Raw genomic sequence first — 18733 nt, 5'->3', positions numbered from 1 at the left:
CGTCATGAACAGCCTGTTCCCCGTCATGATCGGCGGCGCGATCGGCGCCGGCGCCCGCCATCTGGTGGGGCAGGCGATGCTTGCGCGGCTCGGCCCCGGCTTTCCGTGGTGGACGCTGACGATCAACATCGTCGGCGGCCTGTTGATGGGACTGCTGATCGGCACGCTGGCGCGCGGCGATGGCATCGGCGAAACCGCCCGGCTGTTCATCGGCGTCGGAATCCTCGGCGGCTTCACCACCTTTTCCTCTTTCAGCATGGAATTCTGGATGCTTTTCGAACGCGGCCAAAACGCTCAGGCGGCCGCCTATGTCCTCGCCTCGGCGATCGGCGCGATCGCGGCGTGCGGGCTCGGCCTGTTCCTCATGCGGCAGATGCCGGCATGAGCGACACCAAACCACAGCTCGACAGCGCGACGATCGCCGAGGAAGACGACGGCATCCGGCTCGATCGCTGGTTCAAGCGCCACCGCGAAGGCACACCGCACGCGCTGCTCGCACGCTGGGCGCGGTCGGGCCAGCTGACCCTCGACGGCAGAAAGGCCGATGTGTCGGACCGCATCGCGACCGGCCAGAAACTCGTCATGCCGACCCCGCCCGTCGAAGCCGCGGCGCGCCCGGCGCGCAAGGGCCGCCCGCTGACCGATGCCGATATCGAGCTCGCGACCGGCATGATGATTCACCGCGACGCGAGCGCGATCGTGCTCAACAAGCCGCCGGGGCTGGCGACGCAGGGCGGCACCAAGACCGACAGCCATGTCGACGGGCTGCTCGACGCGCTGAAATTCGACGGGCCGACGCGGCCCAAGCTGGTCCACCGCCTCGACAAGGACACGTCGGGCGCGCTGCTGATCGCGCGGACGCCCAAGGCCGCGGCCTATTTCGCCAAGAGCTTTTCGAACCGCAGCGCGAAAAAAACCTATTGGGCGCTGATCGTCGGAGTGCCCGACATCCAGCAGGGCGAAATCGACCTGCCGCTCGCCAAGCAACCCGGATCGGGCGGCGAAAAGATGCACGTTCACGACGACGGCCTGCCATCGAAAACGCGCTACCGCGTCATCGAGCGCGCGGGGAACAGCGCCGCGTGGGTCGAACTGCAGCCGCTGACCGGACGCACCCACCAGCTGCGCGTCCATATGGCGGCGATCGGTCATCCGATCGTCGGCGACGGCAAATATGGCGGCAAGGGCGCGTTCCTGACCGGGACGATCAGCCGCAAGATGCACCTGCACAGCCGCCGCCTGCGCATCGATCACCCCGACGGCGGCGCGATCGACGTGCAGGCCGAAGTGCCTGACCATTTCGCCGCCAGCCTCGATGCGCTGGGCTTCGACCTGCTGCTGGGTGAGGTCGGGATCGACGCACAAGAAAAAGGTCCGCCGCCCAAATCGGCGCTGAAGGCGCAGGCGAAGGCGCACAGCAAACAGATCCGCAAGGCGCGGCGTGGCGAACGTCGCGGGCGCACCGCCGATAGCAAGCCGACCGACTTTGCCGGGAAATCGGCCAAGGAAAAGGCGAAGGCAGGCAAGCCGGGCAAACCGCCGCCGAAGAAACCGGCTGGCAAAAAGCCGAGTGCCAAGAAACATCCAGCGCGTCCCGCCAAACCGAGCTGATGCACCCCAATAGTGCCTTTCGACCGCGGCAAGACGACCTGGCCGAGCTGCTGGTCCGCGAGATCGGCTTTGCCGCGATCTTTGCAGCCACCCCCGACGGGCCGCGCGTCGCGCATGCGCCGGTGGTGCTGAGCGACGATCGGGCCACGCTGCAATTCCACCTCGCGCGCGGCAATGCGCTGACGCGGCACTTGGCCGGCGCAACGGCTCTCGCAGTGGTGCAGGGGCCGGACGCCTATGTCAGCGCCAGCTGGTATGCCGACGCCGATCAGGTGCCGACGTGGAATTATGTCACGATCGAAATGGAGGGCGTCGTCAGCAAGCTCGACGATGCCGCGCTGATCGCGCAGCTCGACACCCTGTCGGCAAATCACGAGGCGCGCGTCGGCGCGAACCCGCCATGGACGCGCGACAAGATGAACCCGGCGCTGTTCAGCAAGATGACCGGCGCCATTGTCGGCTTCGAACTGCGGATCACCGCATGGCGGCCAACGATCAAGCTGTCGCAGAACAAATCCGCCGACGAACGCAACAAGGTCATCGCAGGCGTTGAAGCAAGCGGCCACGGCGCGCTCGCGCAGTTGATGCGCCACCTCGGCGGCGATAAGGAACCGACATGACCCCCGCCAATGACGCGCTCGCTAAAAAACGATATTTCGCCATCGTCGCGATGCGTCTTGCGGGCGCGTTGCTGGTGCTGATCGGCTTCGTGCTGATCCGCGGCGGCTGGGAACTGGCGGGGCAGCCGACCGACCGCTGGATTGGCGTCGCGCTGGTGCTGATTGGCGCGTTCGATTTCGCGGTGATGCCGCGGTTGCTGGCGCGGCGCTGGCGTTCGCCCAGAAACCTGTGAAACGCTTCTGGAAAGACGTCGCCATCGTCCCGCAGGACGGTGGCTGGGGCATCGCGCTCGACGGGCGGCCGATGCGCACGCCGCACCGTGCACCGCTGGCTGTCGCGAGCACGGCATTGGCCGAGGCGATCGCGACCGAATGGCGGGCGCAGGGCGAGACGATCGATCCGCGCGCGATGCCGATGACCGGGCTCGCCAACGCTGCGATCGACCTCGCGACGCCCGACCCGGCGGTGTTCGCCGAACCCATCGCCGCCTATGACGCGACCGACCTGCTCTGTTATCGCGACGACCGCGATGCGGCGTTGCAGGCCGAGCAGGTGGCGGCGTGGAACCCGATCCTGGCGTGGGCCGAGGCGCGGTTCGGGATCGAGTTCGTCATCACCCAGGGCATATTGCCGGTCGACCAGCCGCCCGCCACCATCGCGGCGCTGCGCAATGCGGTGTTCGCGCTCGATCCGTGGCGGATGACGGCGCTGACCCCGCTGGCGACGATCGGCGGGTCGCTGGTCGCGGGGCTGGCGTGCATCGAGCAGGCGTTCGACGCCGAACATTTGTGGGACGCGGTCAGCCTCGACCTGCTCTATCAGGAACGCCGCTGGGGGGCCGATGCCGAGGCGCAGGCGCAACGCGCCGCGCACCAGCGCGACTGGGACCATGCGGTGCGGTTTTTGGGGTTGCTGTAAAGAACCCGCCCCTCGACCCGTTCGTGTCGAGCGAAGTCGAGACACGCCAGCGCGGCGTTAGACGCATCTCGACTTCGCTCGATGCAAACGGAGAAGCAAAGGCAGGCCTTACGGCTCGCTCAATCCGCGAAATTCGGGCGCCGCTTTTCCATTCCCGCCATCACCGCTTCCATCTGGTTCGGGGTGCGGATGACCTTGACCTGCTCGTCGCTCTCGGCCTGCAGGATGTCGGCGTCGCTCGCGTCGGCGAGCATGTTGCACAAGCGCTTGGCGCCGCGGATCGCGTGCGGGTTCTTGTCGGCGATCACCGCCGCCAGTTCCATCGCCTTGGCCAGCGGATCGTCGGAGACATGCGTCGCAAAGCCGAGCAGCTTTGCCTCCGACCCGTTGAATTCGCGGTTGGTATAGATCATCTCGCGCAGCACATCGTCGGCGACCTGGGTGCGCCACAGCGCCATGCCGGCGACGTCGGGGACGAGGCCCCAGCGCATTTCCATGATCGCGATGCGCGTGTCGGGGTGGACGATGCGGATGTCGGCGGCGGCCATGATCTGGCTGCCGGCGCCGAAGGCGACGCCGTGCACCGCGGCGATCACCGGCACCGGGATTTCGCGCCAGCCCCAGGCGGCATATTGGGCGTTGTTGGCGATGCCCTTGGTGCGATCGGCCAGCGTGCCGCCGGCACTGCTCGCCCCCGGATCGCGCGCGTTGCTGAGGCTCGACAGGTCGAGCCCGGCGCAAAAGGCGCGGCCTTCGCCCGACAGAACGACGACGCGCAGCCCCGCCATCGCCTTCAGCGTATCGACCGCCTCGGTGAGCGCATCCCACATCGCGGGGTCGAGCGCGTTCATCTTGTCGGTGCGGATCAGGCGGACGTCGGCGATGCCGCCGTCCAGCATATTGATCGAAATCCGGTCTTTCATGCGCGGGTCCTCAAAAGCGCCGCTTCGACGAGCGGCAGTTGGTCGTTGCCGAAATACATGTCGTCGCCATCGACGAACATGGACGGCGATCCGTAGCCGCCGCGCGCGATCACCTCCTCGGTGTTGGCGCGCAGCCGCGCCTTGACCGGGTCGGTCGCGGCCGCGGCGGCGAGCGCCGCGCCGTCGAGCCCTTCGGCATCGGCGACCGCCGCGAGCACCGCGGGATCGTCGAGATTTTCCTGCCGGTCGAAATAGCTGGCAAAGGCGCCGCGCGCAAACCGCCCGAGCGCCGCCTGATCATCCTCGAGCGCGCAGCAGAAGCGCATCGCGGCGATGCTTTTGGCCGGATGCCACTCGGACGGAAAATTCATCGGCACATCGGCGAGCCGCGCCCAATCCTGCAGCACCTTCCAGCTATGCTGAAGCCGCCGGTTGTCGGTCTGCTCGCGCGCCGCATAGACGGCGGGGTTGACCGCATTGAACACCCCGCCGACCAAGATCGGCCGGTAGCGGGCGGTCGCGCCCGTGCGTTCGAGCACGCCCGGCAGGTTGTGAAACGCGAGGCACGTCCACGGCGACGACAGATCGAAGAAAAACTCGACGCGCGCGGTCATGCTCAAGCCTCCGCTTTCGCCTTGTCCCAATATTGGTCGCGCAGCAGCCGCTTGTAGAGCTTGCCGGTGTCGTGGCGCGGCAGCGCTTCCATGAAGTCGATGCGGCGGGGGATTTTCACCCCCGATAATTTCTCGCGCGCGTAGGCGATCAGTTCGCCCCGCAATTCGTCGGTCGCGTCGGCCATGTCGGCGGGCTGGATCACCGCGATCACCTCCTCGCCCATTTCGTCGTGCGGTCCGCCGACCACCGCGACATCGGCGACCTTCGGGTGGGTGACGAGGTGGTTCTCGATCTCCTGCGGATAGATGTTCACCCCGCCCGAGATGATCATGAAGCTCTTGCGGTCGGTGAGGTAGAGGAAGCCTTCTTCGTCGACCTTGCCGACATCGCCGAGGGTCGACCAGCCCTTCGAATTGCGGCTCGACGCGGTCTTTTCGCTGTCGCCATGATATTCGAAGATATTTTCGCTTTCGAAGAACACCGTCCCTTCTTCGCCTGCGCCAAGCTCGGTCTCATTATCCTCGCCCATGATGTGCACCGCGCCGAGGATCGGGCGGCCGACGGTGCCCTTGTGGGTCAGCCAGTCGGGGCTGGAGACGAAGGTCATGCCATTGCCCTCCGACCCCGCGTAATATTCGAACAGCACCGGTCCCCACCAGTCGATCATCGCCTGCTTGACCGGCACCGGACATGGCGCCGCGGCGTGGATCGCGACCTTGAGCGACGAGGTGTCGTAGCGGTTGCGGACCTCCTCGGGCAATTTCAGCATCCGCACGAAATGCGTCGGCACCCACTGGCTGGAGTTTACCCGATATTTTTCGATATGCGCCAGCGCCGCCTCGGGATCGAATTTCTTCATCAACACGACGGTGCCGCCGAGCCGGTGGATCGTCATCGACCAGCGCAGCGGCGCGGCATGATAAAGCGGCGCCGGCGACAGGTAGATGCTGTCGGCATCGATCTGGAACACCGCCGAGGCGAGCATGACGAGGCTGTTCGTCGCATCGATCGCCGGGTCCTCGGGCAGCGGGACGCGGACGCCCTTCGGCCGGCCGGTGGTCCCCGACGAATAGAGCATGTCGACCCCGGCGCGCTCGTCGGCGACGGGGGTCGCGGGCATGGCTGCGACCGGATCTTCCCAGCATCCCCAGCCGGCGATGTCGCCGCCCATCGCAAAGCGGGTGATCGTCGTCGTCAGTTGCTGCGCCGCGGCGCCGAGGCTGGCCGACACGACGAGCATCTTCGCGCCCGAATTTTCGAGGATATAATCGGTCTCGTCCTGCGTCAGCCGCGACGAGATGCAGACATAGCGCAGCCCCGCACGCTGCGCGCCCCACGTCAGCCCGTAATAATGCGGCGTGTTTTCGAGCATGAAGGCAACGACATCCTCATGCCCCAGCCCGTGCGCGCGAAACAGTTGCGCGGCGCGATTCGACGCCGCGTCGAGTTCGCCATAGCTGATCGCCTCGCCCGTTTCGGCAACGATGATCGCCGGCTTGTCGGGGTTGGCGCGGGCGTGAACGGAAGGGTGCATCGGACAATCTCTCCACGACGGTCGTTGGTTTCTTTATGTCCGAAGTCAGTAGCAAGCTGAAACTTTTGGTCAAGCAAGGGCGCGACGGCGACGCGCGGCGCCCGTCACGAGCATGGGCGGTCAGAGCATGGGCAGGAGGCGTTCGACCGCCGCCGCCGCCTGGCCGGCAGCGCGGACGAGGTTGGCCCGGAAATCGCCGCCGGTCGCGTCGTTCGCGTCGTCGGTGACCGCCTTGATCGCCGCCCATGGCTTGCCGAGCCGCGCCGCGGCCTGCGCGACCGCGCCGACCTCCATATCGACCAGCGTCGCGCCGAGCGACGCGGCGAGATCGGCGGCGGCGGCGGGGCAGGCGACGAAGCTGTCGCCGCTGGCGATGCGGGCATGGGGCAGGCCGAGGCCGGGGTCGGCCATCGCCGCGAAATGCGCGCCTGACGATTCTGGGCCCGCGTCGCCCATCGGCCAGTCGCCGGCGCGGTAGCGGCGAAAGGCGCCGGGATGCATGGCGCCATAATCATGCTGCACCGCCTCGGCGAGCCAATAGGCGCGCCCGGCCTCCGCGCCGAGCGCGCCGCAGGTTCCGGTCATCAGCAGCATGTCGGCGTCGGCGCCGAGCAGACCCGCGGCGAGCGCGGCATTGACCTTGCCGAGCCCGGTCGTCGCGACGGTGAGCTGGTGGCCGAGGGCGGTGAGGCGGCGGACGGCGAAGGGACCGTCGTCGGGGGCGCCGATGCCGGCGCAGAGCGCATCGGCCTCTTCGGACAAGGCGGCGAGGATGAGGATGTGGGCCATCGGGCCAATTTACCCGTCTGTTCGGGCGTGTCGAGCGGAGCTTGTCCCGAGGCTGTCGAGAAACCTCAACGGTCCTCCCTGTCGCGCAGCGATGGGGCGGTGGCAGCCCGCAGGGCTGACGGAGGAGCTTTGGCGCGCCGCGGCGGCCCCTCCACCCCTCCCCATGGCTTCGCCACAGGGAGGATCGGATGCTTGCCAACGCCGCGCCTTCCCGCCATCGCTCGCGCCATGCTGTCGCGCATTTTCCCCGATCGCTTCGTCCCCATCCTGCTGGCGACGATCCTGCTCGCCAGCCTGCTGCCGGTGCGCGGCGCGGCGGTGCCGGTGGCGCAGGGGGCGTCGACCGCGGCGATCGTGTTGCTGTTTTTCCTGAACGGGGTGCGCCTGCCGCGCGACGAGGTGCTGCACGGCATCCGCAACTGGAAATTGCAGGGGGCGGCGCTGGCTTTCTGTTTCGGCGTAATGGCGCTGCTCGGCCTTGCGGCGCAGGCGGCGACCGCGCCGCTGCTGCCCGCGACGCTGACGCTCGGCTTTCTGTTCCTCGGCATATTGCCCTCGACGGTCCAGTCGGCGACCGCGGCGAGCAGTCTGGCGGGCGGCAATGTCGCCGCCAGCGTCGTCGCGGCGGCGGTGCTCAACCTTGTCGGGGTCGTGCTCTCGCCGCTGCTGTTCGCGCTGCTCGCGGGCAGCGCGGGCGCGGTCCACGGCGAGGCGGTGGTGCGGATCGTGTCGATCCTGCTGCTGCCCTTCGTCGCCGGGCAGCTCGTCCAGCGCTGGCTGCGGCCGTGGGTGCTCGCGCACCGCGGCCTTGCGACGTTCATGGACCGCAGCGCGATCGCGATCGCGGTCTATGTCGCCTTTTCGGCCGCGGTCGTCGCGGGCATCTGGAGCCTGCTCGACGGGCGCGAGGTCGCGATCATGCTGGTCGCGGTCGCCGCGCTGCTGTGCCTGTCGTTCGGCGGCGCCTGGGCGCTCGGCCGCCTGCTCAACCTTGCGCGCGGCGACCGCATCACCCTGCTGTTTTCGGGGGCGCAGAAAAGCATCGCGGTCGGCGCGCCGCTCGCCGCGACGCTGTTTCCGCCCGCGACCGCGGGCATGGTGCTGGTCCCGATCCTCGTCTATCATATGGCGCAGCTGATCCTGTCGGCATGGATCGCGCCGGGATTGCGTCGTCAGGCGTGACGGCACCGGCCCGCTCCCCCACCCAGCCTCCCGACAGGATATGCTATGGGAGGCTGGGTGGGGGAGCGGGCCGGTGCCGCAAACCAAGATGGTGTGGTGCTTGAATAACACAGGGCCGCATGCCATATAGGCAGACGGCAAGGGGTTGGAAGGAAGACGAATGAGCGAGCAAACCGCGACGGCAACGGTGACCGACGAATTGAAGCTGACCCCGCCCGATCCGGTGCCCGCAGTGTCGCCCGAAAAGGCCGCCGGGCTGGTGCCGCTGTCGGGCGAGCAGAAATCGAAACTGGAAGAGCGCGTCGACGGCTTTATCGACGATCTGGTCGCGCAGGACGTCAACTCGCCCGCTTTCGGCCAGAAGGTCGACCAGATCACCAACATGGGCCGCAAGGAAATGCTGGAGGCGGCGAACCAGTCGAACCGCTTCCTCGACCGGCCGATCAAGGCGATGGACCGCGACACCGACATCGGCATGAACCTCATCGAACTGCGCAACACCGTCGAGCGGCTCGACCCGTCGGCGAACGGCAAATTGCTGTCGAAGCGCGGCTTTCTCGACAAGATTTTCGGCAGCAAGATCAACAATTATTTCGCCCAGTATCGCAGCGCGCAGACGCATATCGGCGGCATCCTGACCGCCTTGTCGAACGGCAAGGACGAGCTGTTGATGGACAATGCCGCGATCGACGTCGAACGCCGCAAATTGTGGGAGGCGATGGGCAAGCTGGAGCAGATGGTCCACATCGCCCAGACGCTCGACGCCAAACTCGAAGCGAAGGCCGAAGAACTCGATGGCAGCGATCCCGCGAAAGCCAAGGTGCTCCGCGAAAACGCGCTGTTTTATGCGCGGCAGCGGACGCAGGATTTGCTCACCCAAATGGCGGTGACGGTGCAGGGCTATCTGGCGCTCGACCTCGTCAAGAAGAACAATGTCGAACTGGTGAAGGGCGTCGACCGCGCCAGCACGACCACCGTCGGCGCGCTGAAGACCGCGATCACCGTCGCGCAGGCGATGACCAACCAGAAATTGGTGCTCGAACAGATCACCGCGCTCAACACCACGACCGCGAACATCATCGACGGCACGTCGAAGATGCTGAAGGACAACACCGCGCGCATCCACGAGCAGGCGGCGTCGAGCACGATCCCGATGGAGACGCTGCAGCGCGCGTTCCAGAACATCTATGACACGATGGATGCGATCGACACCTTCAAGCTGAAAGCGCTCGACAGCATGAAGACGACGGTGACGACGCTGGAGGGCGAGGTCGCCAAGTCGAAGGGCTATATCGCGCGCGCCGAGGGTGCGAGCCAGGCGCAGGCGAGCGTCGGCGGCGCCGACAGCCCGCTCGCCGCGCTCGAAGGATGACGATGAGCGAAGTCGACAAGATCAGCGCGCTGGGCAGCGCCGCGATCGAGCGGTCGCGCGAGCGGCGGCGTCCGATCGGCACCAAGAGCGTCGCGCTGCGCCGCCAGCATCTGTACAAGAAACTCGGCCGCGCGCTTGTCGCGGGCGGGGTCGTGCTGCTCGGCGCGGCGCTGTTCGGCATGCTGGTCCAGCCGCTCGGTTTCGCCGGGCTGCTCGCGCTGGTCGTGCTGCTCATCGGGGTCGCGGTGCTGTTCGGCAAATGGCCGCCCTTCCCCGAGCCGCGCCAGGCAGACCTGCCGAAGGCCGATCTGAAGCAGCTCGCGGGGCGCACCGAAATCTGGCTGGAGGCGCAACGCCCGATGCTGCCCGCGCCGGCGCGCCAGCTGGTCGACGGCATCGGGGTGCAGCTCGACCTGCTCGCGCCGCAATTGCAGACGCTCGACCCCGGCGAACCGGCGGCGGCGAACATCCGCAAGCTGGTCGGCGAGGATCTGCCCGAACTCGTCGCCGGCTATCAGCGCATCCCCGCCGGGCTGCGCGGCGAAGCGCATGCCGGGCGCACCCCCGACGAGACGCTGCTTGGCGGGCTGAAGATGCTGGAAACCGAGATCGCGGGCGCCGCGCGCAGCCTCGCCGCGGGCGAACTCGACAAGCTGGCGACGCGCGAACGCTACCTCCAGCTCAAATATCAGGGCATCGACGGCGAGGACGCCGCTGCCTAGTGCCGCTGCCGCGGCATCGCTTGCCAAGCGGCGCCCGCGCGGTCACATAATCGCCGATGCTCGACCAGTTCCTCGCTCCTGAAAATATCGTCTTCAGTTCGGCGCTGCTGCTGATGCTGATGATCGGTGCCGTGCAGGCGATCGGACTCGCTGGCGACATCGACGCCGATGTGCACGGCGATACCGACGGCGATGTCGGTTTCGCCGACGCGCTGCTGGCCTGGGCCGGCATCGGCCGCGTGCCGTTCCTGACGTGGCTCGTGCTCTTTCTCGCGCTGTTCGGAGCGCTCGGGCTTGGGCTGCAGCAGGTGATGACCGCGCTGACCGGCGGCCCCGGCACCAACCTGTTGATGGTGCCGCTGACCGCGGTCGCCGTGCTGCCGGTGACGGGCGGCGCGGCGCGCCTTGTCGCGCACATTATTCCCGGCCTCGAAACCACCGCAATCGACCGCGACGAGCTGATCGGACTTTACGCCGAAATCAGCATCGGCACCGCCAGCGTCGGCAATCCCGCGCGCGCACGCGTCACCGATCCGCATGGCCAGCCGCACCAGATCATGGTCGAACCCGACAGCGCCGACCAGATTTTCCAGGCCGGCGAGAGCGTGCTGCTGGTAAAGCGCGATGGCGATATATTCAAAGCCTTCACCCGCGGCGATTTCTATTTACCCCGGCTCGACTGATCCTAATATCCATCCCAAGCCTTCCAATCACGGAAGCGCGAATCGACAGCAACGGGTGGGTTCATGATTGAAATTGCGATTTATGCCGGCATCGGGCTTGCCGCGATCCTGATATTGGGATTGATCGTCACGCGGCTTTATCACCGCGCGACGAAGGAGATTGCCTTTGTCCGCACGGGATTTCGGGGCGAACGCGTGATCATGAACGGCGGCGCGCTGGTCCTGCCGGTGCTGCACGAAACGATGCCGGTCAATATGAACACCGTACGCCTAGCGGTCGAACGCAAGAATGTCGACGCGCTGATCACCCTCGATCGCCTGCGGATCGACGTGAAGGCCGAATTTTACGTTCGCGTGCGGCCCGATGCGGGGGCAATCGGGATGGCGGCGCAGACGCTTGGCCTGCGCACGATGAACCCCGAGGCACTGAAAGATCTGGTCGAGGGCAAATTCGTCGACGCGCTGCGCTCGGTCGCGGCGGGCATGACAATGAACCAGCTCCACGAACAGCGCGCCGACTTTGTCCAGAAGGTGCAGCAGGTAAGCTCGAACGACCTGTCGATGAACGGGCTCGAGCTCGAATCGGTGTCGCTCACCGGCCTCGACCAGACGTCGATCGAACATTTCAACGCCAACAACGCCTTCGACGCCGAAGGTCTGACCAAGCTGACCGAGCAGATCGAGTTGCGCAAGAAGGCGCGCAACGACATCGAGCAGGATACGCGCGTCCAGATCGAGACCAAAAATCTGGAAGCCGACAAGCGGAGCTTCGAAATTTCGCGCGACAATGAGTTCGCGCGGCTGGAGCAGGAACGCGAGGTCGAGATGCGGCGTGCCGCGCAGGCCGCCGAGATCGCGCGCGAACAGGCGCAGCGCAACCAGGAGGCGGACAACGCGCGCATTCAGGCGAAGCAGCTGGTCGACGCCAAGCAGATCGAGGCCGACCGCGCGATCGAGGAAGCGCGCATCGCGCAGGAACAGGCGATCGAGCTGGCACGGCAGGAACAGCAGATCCTGATCCAGAACAAGAGCCGTGAGGAAAGCCAGGCGCGGGGCGAAGCCGACGCAGCGCGCGCGATCGCCGTCGCCGCCGAGGAGCAGGTTGCAACCGCCCGCGAGACCGAGGTCGCCGAGCGTTCGAAGCGGATCGAACTGATCGAGGCCGCCAAGGAAGCCGAGCGGCAGGCGATTTCGGTGAAGGTCGAGGCCGAAGCCGAAAAGGAAGCCGCAGGCAACCGTGCCGCCGCGCTGCGGCTCGAAGCCGAGGGCGAGGCCGAGGCCGAGAAGCTGCGCGCCGAAGCCGCGCGCATCCGTTTCGAGGTCGAGGCCGCAGGTCAGCGCGCAATCAACGAGGCCGCGAACCTGCTATCGTCGGACCAGATTTCGCTGCAAACCAAGATGGCGTTGCTCAAGGTGCTGCCCGAGGTCGTGCGCGAGGCCGCGAAGCCGATGGAGGCGATCGATTCGATCAAGATCATCCAGGTCGACGGGATCAACCAATCGGGCGGCGGTGCCGGCGCGGGCGGCACGCAGGGCGATAATGGCAATCTGGCGAACCACGCCGTATCCGCCGCGCTCGCCTATCGCGCGCAGGCGCCGGTGATCGACAGCCTGATGAAGGAACTCGGCTTCGACGGCGGGTCGCTCGACGCGCTGGTCAAAGGGGCGGCGGCGATCGAGCCGGTAGCGACGTCCGCGATCCCCGCGACGCAGCGCGGCCGCCAATCGCGCCCGAATGCGCCCGCGGCATCCGAAACCGAAGAGGATGAGGCCGACGCCTGATCGGGGTGCTGGCGCCGGTCAGGTTTGGCGCCAGCGCTGGGTGCCGAACCACAGCAGCAGAACAAGCAGCAGCGGCGGGGCGAGGCCCCAGTGCGCAGCGCCGGCGAGCGGCGCGAGCATCGGCATGTCCGACAACAGCCACAACGCCGCGAGCAGTGCCGCGATCGCGAGCGCTTCGTAAGCGAAGCTGCGCCAGAAGCGCGCGCGGGCGCGGGCGTAGGCGGCGCGGGCGTCGACCGCGCGCTCGACCTGCACCGCGAAGTGGCGGTCGCTGGGGCGCTGGGGGGGTGCGAGCATTGCACTGAGCAGCGCGTCGATGTCGTCGGGGGCCGTCATGCGTCCGTTCCTTCGCCGATCAGTTTCTGCGCTTTCGCGCGGCCGCGCAAGACGAGAGATTTGAGGGTGCCGAGCGGCAGCCCCATGATCTCGGCCGCCTCGCCGTGCGACCAGCCGTGGCCGAAGCACAAGGTGAGCGCGGCGCGCTCCTGCGGCGACAGCTGGTCGAGCAGCCGCGCGGCGTCGATCGCGGCGTCGCTGGCCGGGCGCGGATCGACGTGGCGCGGCGCATCGTCGCGCGCCGCCAGCCCCTCGCGCCGCCGCGCGGTGCGGCGCTGGTCGAGGAACAGGCGCCAGCCGATCCCCATGACCCAGGCGGCATAGCTGCCCTCGCCGCGATAATCGCCGGCGCGCTGCCATGCGCGGACGAACGCCTCCTGCGCGAGATCGTCGGCGTCGCTTCCCGCGGCGCGCGCCAGGAAGGCGCGCAGCCGCGCCTCGTGCCGAAGCACGAGCAGCTGGAAGGCGGCGCGATCGCCCTCGGCAACGCGCCGGCCCAGCGCCCGATCTTCATCGGCGCCCTCATCCCTCGGCAGCGGCCCGTTCCTCGGCGGCCGCGGCGCGCGCGAGGCGGCGGCGGACGAGCAGCGCGATGCCGACGAAGGCGGGGAAGAGCGCAGCGCCGGCGGCGATGCGGATCAGTTGTTCATGCCCCTGGATCAACCCGAAACCCGCCATGGCAAGGCCGATCGCGAGCAGCACGAGGCCGTTGCGGTCGTCGCCCGGCGCGTCGCTGGCCTGGCCGCCGAGATGCTCGTACGGCTTGTTGAGCTTGTCGATCATCGCACCGACGAGGTCGGACTTGGCGTCGAGCCCGCGGCGGATCGAGCGGTGGAGCATCCACGCATGGAGCAGCCGCGCGAGGAGGAAAAAGCCGACGACGAACAGCGCCACCATCGTGACATTTTCGAGCAGGTTGAAGAAGTCGTTGCTGACCGCGACCAGTTCGGTGGTCGGCGGCGGCGCGGGCAGATAGGCGGCGATATCGCGCGGGTCGATATAGGCGGCGACGTCGGCGGGGTTGATCGCGTGCGGCGGCAGCGCCACAGGCGCGGCGGCCGCCGCGGGGGCAGCGGCGGCGGGCGGCACCGCGGTGGCGGCGGTCGTCACGGCGAAAACGGAATACATCGGCACTCTCCTTCATGCCATTCGGCATGGTGAAACCACAGGCGGCGACCCCCGGCAAGTCGGAGCCGGCGATACGGGAAAAGAGCTGCACCGGGGAGCACAGGATCGATCGCCGCACGAAGTCGCCGCCAGGACCGGCGCGCGGCCAGTCATCCCCTAGACGGCACCGGGATCGCCGATGGATGCACGCGCGATCGGCGCGGACAAAAAAGATTCACGCCGGCTTGACCGGACGCATCCGGCGTTATAATTCGATAATTCTGGAAAGGTCGTTTTATGATCGAAAGCGAGACGCAGCTTTGGGCCGTCGATGCACTCGGCGCGCTGGCGCACGAAACGCGGCTGGGGGTGTTCCGCATGCTGGTCGAGGCGGGTCCCGAGGGGCTGGTCGCGGGCGCGATCGCCGAACGCGCCGCGGTGCCGCCGTCGACGATGTCGCACCATCTCGGGGCGCTCGAACGCGCCGGGCTGGTGCGGTCGGTTCGCGAGAGCCGCCTGATTCGCTATCGCACCGACTATGACGGCATGCGGCGGCTGCTCGCCTTTCTGATGCAGGATTGTTGCCAGGGGTCGCCGCAGATGTGCGCCGACCTGATCGGCGTCGTGCCATGCCATGGCGAAATTTCGAACCCCCAGCCGGAGCCAGCCGAATGACCACCGATATCATCGTCTATCACAACCCCGCGTGCGGGACGTCGCGCAACACGCTGGGCCTGATCCGCAACGCCGGGATCGAGCCGCATGTCGTCGAATATCTGAAGACGCCGCCGACGCGCGCGCTGCTCGAACAGCTGATCGCGCGGTCCGGGATGCGCGTACGCGACCTGCTGCGCGAAAAGGGCACGCCCTTTGCCGAGCTCAACCTCGGCGACGAAAGCCTGAGCGACGAGGCGTTGATCGACGCGATGATCGCGCATCCGGTGCTGATCAACCGGCCGCTGGTGGTGTCGCCGCTGGGCGTCAAGCTTTGCCGTCCGTCCGAAGCGGTTCTCGACCTGCTCCCTGCCGCCCAGCGCGGCGCCTTTGCCAAGGAAGACGGCGAGCCGGTCGTCGATGCCGCCGGCCAGCGCGTCGGCGGCTGAGGCGCGCCGCGATGCCCGGGCCGACGCGCGAACGCCTGTCGTTCCTCGACCGCTATCTGACGCTGTGGATTTTCCTGGCGATGGCGCTGGGGGTGCTGCTCGGCTCGACCTTCGCAGGGCTTCCCGCCGCGATCGACGGGCTGTCGTGGGGATCGACGAACATCGCGATCGCGATCGGCCTGATCCTGATGATGTATCCGCCGCTGGCGCGGGTGCGCTACGACGAATTGCCGCGGGTGTTCGCCGACAAGCGCGTGCTGGCGATTTCGCTGATCCAGAACTGGATCATCGGGCCGGTGCTGATGTTCGCGCTCGCGGCGATTTTCCTGGCGGACAAGCCCGAATATATGACCGGGCTGATCCTGATCGGGCTGGCGCGCTGCATCGCGATGGTGATCGTGTGGAACCAGCTGGCCAAGGGCGACAATCAATATGTCGCGGCGCTCGTCGCGTTCAATTCGATCTTCCAGATCCTGTTCTTCAGCGTTTACGCCTGGTTCTTCCTGACCGTGCTGCCGCCGCTGTTCGGGCTGGAAAGCAGCGTCATCGACGTCAGCTTCGGGACGGTCGCCGAGGCGGTCGCCATCTATCTCGGCATCCCCTTCCTCGCCGGTTATCTGACCCGCAAATGGCTTGCCCGCGCCAAGGGCGACGACTGGTACGAAACGCGCTTCCTGCCGACGATCGCCCCGATCACCCTCGTCGCGCTGCTGTTCACCATCGTCATGATGTTCAGCCTCAAGGGCGGCGAGATCGTCACCATTCCGGGCGACGTCGTGCGCATCGCGATCCCGCTGACCCTCTATTTCGTCATCCAGTTCGTCATCAGCTTCTGGATGGGCAAGCTGATCGAAGCCGATTATCCGCGCACCACCGCGGTCGCCTTCACCGCGGCGGGCAACAATTTCGAGCTGGCGATTGCGGTCGCGATCGCCGCGTTCGGGCTCGCCTCCCCCGTGGCCTTCGCCGCGGTCATCGGCCCGCTCGTCGAGGTGCCGGTGCTGATCCTGCTCGTCCATGTCGCCTTCTGGTTCGGACGGCGCTGGTTCGCCGCGACGACCCCCACGAAAGCCTGATCATGCCCGCGCCCGAATATCCGCGCCTCCGCACGCTCGCCGACCCCGACCATCTGCCGGCGCTCCGCCCCGAATATGTCCACGCCCGGCCCGCGCTCGGACTCGGCCCGCTCGATCCGCCGCCGCGCATCCTGCTGCTCTATGGCAGCTTGCGCGAGCGTTCCTATTCGCGGCTGGTGGTCGAGGAGACCGCGCGCCTGCTGCGATTGTTCGGGTGCGAGACGCGCATCTTCGATCCCGCCGACCTGCCGCTGCCCGACCAGATCGCCGACGACGATCATCCCGCGGTCGAGGAACTGCGCCAGCATTCGTTGTGGTCCGAAGGCCACGTCTGGTGCAGCCCCGAACGCCACGGCCAGATCACCGGCATCATGAAGGCGCAGGTCGATCACCTGCCGCTCGCCTATAAAGGCCTCCGCCCGACGCAGGGCCGCACGCTGGCGGTGATGCAGGTGTCGGCGGGGTCGCAATCGTTCAACAGCGTCAACACGCTGCGCATTCTGGGCCGCTGGATGCGGATGATCGTCGTCCCGAACCAGTCGAGCGTCGCCAAGGCGTATCAGGAATTCGACGCCGCGGGGCGGATGCTGCCGTCGAGCTATTACGACCGGATCGTCGATGTCGCCGAGGAACTGGTGCGCTTTACCGTGCTGACCCGCGGCCATGCCGACCAGCTCGTCGACCGTTATTCCGAGCGCAAGGACCGCAACGAGCCGGTTACAACGGCGGTCGATGACCTGCTGGCCGGGCGCGCCTGATCCCCGCGGGCGGGCGGGTGGCGCAGAATTTCAGAGGGTGGGATTGGATGCCCCGCGAGGATTCGAACCTCGATAGGCGGTATCAGAAACCGCAGTCTTACCATTAGACGACAGGGCAATCGTGGGGCGCAATATGATTGCGCGCTCCCGCTGTCAAGGCTGCTGCGGCCATCGGGCGCCGGTCCGGAACAGCCCGCTTGCCCTGACGCATTTCGCCGCTAGCATCGCGCGATATAACAGAGGGGCCGCGCTGCTGCGTGCGCACCCGAAGGAGTGGACTGATGCGTCACGTCGCGATCGTCGGGTCTGGACCGGCGGGCTATTATACCGCCGAAACGCTGCAAAAGGCCGACGATATCGCGATCGACATGATCGACCGGCTGCCCGTTCCCTATGGCCTGATCCGCACCGGGGTCGCCCCCGACCACCAGTCGATCAAGGCCGTGTCGCGCCGGTACGAGGGCGTCGCGCTGACCGACAACGTCCGTTTCGTCGGCCATGTCGCGGTCGGCACCGATGTGACGATCGACGAGCTGGTGGGGCTGTACGACGCGGTGGTGCTGGCGACCGGGGCGCCGAACGACCGGCCGCTGGACATAGCCGGCGCCGATTTGCCGGGGGTGATCGGCAGCGCCGCCTTCGTCGGCTGGTACAACGGCCATCCCGACTTTGCGGCACTCGATCCGCCGCTGGGCGCCGCCGGGGTCGCGGTGATCGGCAACGGCAATGTCGCATTGGACGTCGCGCGCATCCTGGCCAAGACGCCGCAGGAATTCGCGGGCAGCGACATCGTCGCGCACGCGCGCGACCAGCTGGCGGCGAGCGCGGTGCGGCATATCCACATCCTCGGCCGCCGCGGCCCGCACCAGATCGCGATGACCCCCAAGGAGCTGGGCGAACTCGGGCATCTCGACCGCGCGAGCCCGCGCGTCGACCCCGCCGACCTGCCGCCCGAGGGCGACGATGCGCTGCTCGAGCCCGGAATGCGCAAGTCGGTGACCCATTTGCGCAGCTTTGCCGCCAACCCGGTCGCCAAGCCGGTGACGATCGATTTCGATTTCTTTGCGATGCCGGTCGCGATCGAAGGAGAGGGCAAGGTCCAGCGCGTCGTCGTCGAACGCACCACGCTCGACGACGAGCTGCGTTCGGTGCCAACCGGGGAGACCTATGCCGTCGATGCCGGGCTGGTGATCAGCTGCATCGGATACCAGACCCCGCCGATCCCCGGCGTCCCCTATGAGCATGGCCGCGGCCGGTTCGCCAACGACGAAGGGCGGATCCTGCCCGGCCTCTATTGCGTCGGCTGGGCACGGCGCGGGCCGTCGGGGACGATCGGCACCAACAAGCCCGACGGCATTCGCATCGCCGAAATGGTGCTGGAGGATGTCGGGCGCGGCGCGGGCAAGGCGGGACGGCCGGGGCTCGACGCGCTGCTCGCCAGCCGCGGCGTCACCCCCGTCACCTTTGCCGACTGGCGCCGCATCGAGGCCGCCGAAGTCGCCGCGGCGCTCGACGGCAACCCGCGCGAGAAGTTCACCAGCGTCGAGGCGATGCTGGCGGCGATCGGGCGGTAAGCCCCTCCTTTCGATACCAACGGCGTC

General features: G+C 67.4%; 22 protein-coding genes and 1 tRNA gene. 15 read left to right on the top strand and 8 right to left on the bottom strand.

Translation table 11 applies throughout. The features are described 5' to 3' along the window. Positions 1-4: 4 nt before the first annotated feature. The 5 genes from crcB to HEQ22_RS00185 are packed head-to-tail and all read left to right on the top strand — an operon-like array spanning position 5 to position 3150. Positions 5-385: a fluoride efflux transporter CrcB gene (gene crcB / locus HEQ22_RS00205; protein WP_432769198.1), complete on the top strand. Its 381-nt coding sequence runs from the start codon at positions 5-7 to the stop codon at positions 383-385. Continuing rightward, on the top strand, positions 382-1611 hold the full coding sequence (locus tag HEQ22_RS00200; protein ID WP_432769197.1) for an RluA family pseudouridine synthase: 1230 nt from the start codon (positions 382-384) through the stop codon (positions 1609-1611). Before crcB ends, HEQ22_RS00200 begins: the two co-directional genes overlap by 4 nt. Beyond that, the gene (locus HEQ22_RS00195) at positions 1611-2231 is read left to right on the top strand and encodes an FMN-binding negative transcriptional regulator (RefSeq protein WP_432769196.1); all 621 of its coding nucleotides are present in this window, start codon (positions 1611-1613) and stop codon (positions 2229-2231) included. The genes HEQ22_RS00200 and HEQ22_RS00195 overlap by 1 nt, the downstream gene beginning before the upstream one ends. Beyond that, positions 2228-2464, top strand: coding sequence for a hypothetical protein (locus HEQ22_RS00190; RefSeq protein ID WP_432769195.1), 237 nt, complete (start codon positions 2228-2230; stop codon positions 2462-2464). Before HEQ22_RS00195 ends, HEQ22_RS00190 begins: the two co-directional genes overlap by 4 nt. Further along, a complete protein-coding gene (locus HEQ22_RS00185) occupies positions 2461-3150 on the top strand; it encodes an ATP12 family chaperone protein (RefSeq protein WP_432769194.1) in 690 nt (229 codons plus the stop codon). Before HEQ22_RS00190 ends, HEQ22_RS00185 begins: the two co-directional genes overlap by 4 nt. 119 nt (positions 3151-3269) lie before the next feature. On the opposite strand, the gene HEQ22_RS00180 is transcribed toward HEQ22_RS00185, so the two are convergent. The 4 genes from HEQ22_RS00180 to HEQ22_RS00165 all read right to left on the bottom strand — a co-directional run bounded on the left by HEQ22_RS00180 (position 3270) and on the right by HEQ22_RS00165 (position 7011). Next, complete coding sequence (locus HEQ22_RS00180; RefSeq protein ID WP_432769193.1) at positions 3270-4073, bottom strand: crotonase/enoyl-CoA hydratase family protein; 804 nt, start codon at positions 4071-4073, stop codon at positions 3270-3272. Next, on the bottom strand, positions 4070-4687 hold the full coding sequence (locus tag HEQ22_RS00175; protein WP_432770905.1) for a 2-hydroxychromene-2-carboxylate isomerase: 618 nt from the start codon (positions 4685-4687) through the stop codon (positions 4070-4072). Before HEQ22_RS00175 ends, HEQ22_RS00180 begins: the two co-directional genes overlap by 4 nt. A 2-nt stretch (positions 4688-4689) precedes the next feature. Beyond that, positions 4690-6222 (bottom strand): acyl-CoA synthetase, encoded by a 1533-nt coding sequence (locus HEQ22_RS00170; protein ID WP_432769192.1) that lies wholly within the window; start codon positions 6220-6222, stop codon positions 4690-4692. 120 nt (positions 6223-6342) lie between these two features. Further along, entirely contained in the window at positions 6343-7011 is a 669-nt protein-coding gene (locus HEQ22_RS00165) for a purine phosphorylase (protein WP_432769191.1), read from the bottom strand. Between the two features lie 228 nt (positions 7012-7239). Here HEQ22_RS00165 and HEQ22_RS00160 point away from each other — a divergent pair, with 228 nt between their 5' ends. The 5 genes from HEQ22_RS00160 (at position 7240) to HEQ22_RS00140 (ending at position 12752) form a co-directional block, all read left to right on the top strand. Next, on the top strand, positions 7240-8193 hold the full coding sequence (locus HEQ22_RS00160; protein WP_432769190.1) for a bile acid:sodium symporter family protein: 954 nt from the start codon (positions 7240-7242) through the stop codon (positions 8191-8193). Positions 8194-8353: 160 nt separating this feature from the next. Continuing rightward, positions 8354-9565, top strand: coding sequence for a toxic anion resistance protein (locus HEQ22_RS00155; RefSeq protein ID WP_432769189.1), 1212 nt, complete (start codon positions 8354-8356; stop codon positions 9563-9565). A gap of 2 nt (positions 9566-9567) precedes the next feature. Then, positions 9568-10287: a hypothetical protein gene (locus HEQ22_RS00150; protein WP_432769188.1), complete on the top strand. Its 720-nt coding sequence runs from the start codon at positions 9568-9570 to the stop codon at positions 10285-10287. A 56-nt stretch (positions 10288-10343) separates the two neighbouring features. Then, positions 10344-10970, top strand: coding sequence for a YqiJ family protein (locus HEQ22_RS00145; RefSeq protein ID WP_432769187.1), 627 nt, complete (start codon positions 10344-10346; stop codon positions 10968-10970). A 63-nt stretch (positions 10971-11033) separates the two neighbouring features. Further along, a complete protein-coding gene (locus tag HEQ22_RS00140) occupies positions 11034-12752 on the top strand; it encodes a flotillin family protein (protein ID WP_432769186.1) in 1719 nt (572 codons plus the stop codon). 18 nt (positions 12753-12770) lie between these two features. On the opposite strand, the gene HEQ22_RS00135 is transcribed toward HEQ22_RS00140, so the two are convergent. The 3 genes from HEQ22_RS00135 to HEQ22_RS00125 all read right to left on the bottom strand — a co-directional run bounded on the left by HEQ22_RS00135 (position 12771) and on the right by HEQ22_RS00125 (position 14216). Then, the gene (locus HEQ22_RS00135) at positions 12771-13088 is read right to left on the bottom strand and encodes a hypothetical protein (RefSeq protein WP_432769185.1); all 318 of its coding nucleotides are present in this window, start codon (positions 13086-13088) and stop codon (positions 12771-12773) included. Next, positions 13085-13540 carry an RNA polymerase sigma factor gene (locus tag HEQ22_RS00130; RefSeq protein ID WP_432769184.1) on the bottom strand — a complete coding sequence of 152 codons (456 nt, stop codon included), beginning with the start codon at positions 13538-13540 and terminating at the stop codon, positions 13085-13087. The genes HEQ22_RS00135 and HEQ22_RS00130 overlap by 4 nt, the downstream gene beginning before the upstream one ends. A gap of 70 nt (positions 13541-13610) precedes the next feature. Then, on the bottom strand, positions 13611-14216 hold the full coding sequence (locus HEQ22_RS00125; protein WP_432769183.1) for a hypothetical protein: 606 nt from the start codon (positions 14214-14216) through the stop codon (positions 13611-13613). Positions 14217-14492: 276 nt separating this feature from the next. Here HEQ22_RS00125 and HEQ22_RS00120 point away from each other — a divergent pair, with 276 nt between their 5' ends. The 4 genes from HEQ22_RS00120 to arsH are packed head-to-tail and all read left to right on the top strand — an operon-like array spanning position 14493 to position 17132. Then, on the top strand, positions 14493-14870 hold the full coding sequence (locus tag HEQ22_RS00120; RefSeq protein ID WP_432769182.1) for an ArsR/SmtB family transcription factor: 378 nt from the start codon (positions 14493-14495) through the stop codon (positions 14868-14870). Then, entirely contained in the window at positions 14867-15298 is a 432-nt protein-coding gene (gene arsC / locus HEQ22_RS00115) for an arsenate reductase (glutaredoxin) (protein ID WP_432769181.1), read from the top strand. Before HEQ22_RS00120 ends, arsC begins: the two co-directional genes overlap by 4 nt. A gap of 11 nt (positions 15299-15309) precedes the next feature. Then, entirely contained in the window at positions 15310-16374 is a 1065-nt protein-coding gene (gene arsB / locus HEQ22_RS00110) for an ACR3 family arsenite efflux transporter (protein WP_432769180.1), read from the top strand. Between the two features lie 2 nt (positions 16375-16376). After that, a complete protein-coding gene (gene arsH, locus HEQ22_RS00105; RefSeq protein WP_432769179.1) occupies positions 16377-17132 on the top strand; it encodes an arsenical resistance protein ArsH in 756 nt (251 codons plus the stop codon). Positions 17133-17176: 44 nt separating this feature from the next. On the opposite strand, the gene HEQ22_RS00100 is transcribed toward arsH, so the two are convergent. Next, a tRNA-Gln gene (locus HEQ22_RS00100) sits at positions 17177-17250 on the bottom strand. A 163-nt stretch (positions 17251-17413) separates the two neighbouring features. Here HEQ22_RS00100 and HEQ22_RS00095 point away from each other — a divergent pair. Further along, positions 17414-18706 (top strand): FAD-dependent oxidoreductase, encoded by a 1293-nt coding sequence (locus HEQ22_RS00095; protein ID WP_432769178.1) that lies wholly within the window; start codon positions 17414-17416, stop codon positions 18704-18706. Positions 18707-18733: the final 27 nt, after the last annotated feature.

The organism is Sphingopyxis sp. (assembly GCF_050916055.1).
Taxonomy (GTDB): Bacteria; Pseudomonadota; Alphaproteobacteria; order Sphingomonadales; family Sphingomonadaceae; genus Sphingopyxis.
This window is presented reverse-complemented; position numbering and strand designations above follow the sequence as displayed.

Coding starts and splice junctions, on each gene's coding strand:
- arsH (WP_432769179.1), top strand. CDS start 16,377: ATGCCCGCGCCCGAATATCCGCGCCTCCGCACGCTCGCCGACCCCGAC.
- HEQ22_RS00145 (WP_432769187.1), top strand. CDS start 10,344: ATGCTCGACCAGTTCCTCGCTCCTGAAAATATCGTCTTCAGTTCGGCG.
- HEQ22_RS00200 (WP_432769197.1), top strand. CDS start 382: ATGAGCGACACCAAACCACAGCTCGACAGCGCGACGATCGCCGAGGAA.
- HEQ22_RS00170 (WP_432769192.1), bottom strand. CDS start 6,222: ATGCACCCTTCCGTTCACGCCCGCGCCAACCCCGACAAGCCGGCGATC.
- arsB (WP_432769180.1), top strand. CDS start 15,310: ATGCCCGGGCCGACGCGCGAACGCCTGTCGTTCCTCGACCGCTATCTG.
- HEQ22_RS00095 (WP_432769178.1), top strand. CDS start 17,414: ATGCGTCACGTCGCGATCGTCGGGTCTGGACCGGCGGGCTATTATACC.
- HEQ22_RS00155 (WP_432769189.1), top strand. CDS start 8,354: ATGAGCGAGCAAACCGCGACGGCAACGGTGACCGACGAATTGAAGCTG.
- HEQ22_RS00120 (WP_432769182.1), top strand. CDS start 14,493: ATGATCGAAAGCGAGACGCAGCTTTGGGCCGTCGATGCACTCGGCGCG.
- HEQ22_RS00150 (WP_432769188.1), top strand. CDS start 9,568: ATGAGCGAAGTCGACAAGATCAGCGCGCTGGGCAGCGCCGCGATCGAG.
- HEQ22_RS00175 (WP_432770905.1), bottom strand. CDS start 4,687: ATGACCGCGCGCGTCGAGTTTTTCTTCGATCTGTCGTCGCCGTGGACG.
- HEQ22_RS00190 (WP_432769195.1), top strand. CDS start 2,228: ATGACCCCCGCCAATGACGCGCTCGCTAAAAAACGATATTTCGCCATC.
- HEQ22_RS00195 (WP_432769196.1), top strand. CDS start 1,611: ATGCACCCCAATAGTGCCTTTCGACCGCGGCAAGACGACCTGGCCGAG.
- HEQ22_RS00135 (WP_432769185.1), bottom strand. CDS start 13,088: ATGACGGCCCCCGACGACATCGACGCGCTGCTCAGTGCAATGCTCGCA.
- HEQ22_RS00125 (WP_432769183.1), bottom strand. CDS start 14,216: ATGTATTCCGTTTTCGCCGTGACGACCGCCGCCACCGCGGTGCCGCCC.
- HEQ22_RS00165 (WP_432769191.1), bottom strand. CDS start 7,011: ATGGCCCACATCCTCATCCTCGCCGCCTTGTCCGAAGAGGCCGATGCG.
- HEQ22_RS00140 (WP_432769186.1), top strand. CDS start 11,034: ATGATTGAAATTGCGATTTATGCCGGCATCGGGCTTGCCGCGATCCTG.
- crcB (WP_432769198.1), top strand. CDS start 5: ATGAACAGCCTGTTCCCCGTCATGATCGGCGGCGCGATCGGCGCCGGC.
- arsC (WP_432769181.1), top strand. CDS start 14,867: ATGACCACCGATATCATCGTCTATCACAACCCCGCGTGCGGGACGTCG.
- HEQ22_RS00180 (WP_432769193.1), bottom strand. CDS start 4,073: ATGAAAGACCGGATTTCGATCAATATGCTGGACGGCGGCATCGCCGAC.
- HEQ22_RS00160 (WP_432769190.1), top strand. CDS start 7,240: ATGCTGTCGCGCATTTTCCCCGATCGCTTCGTCCCCATCCTGCTGGCG.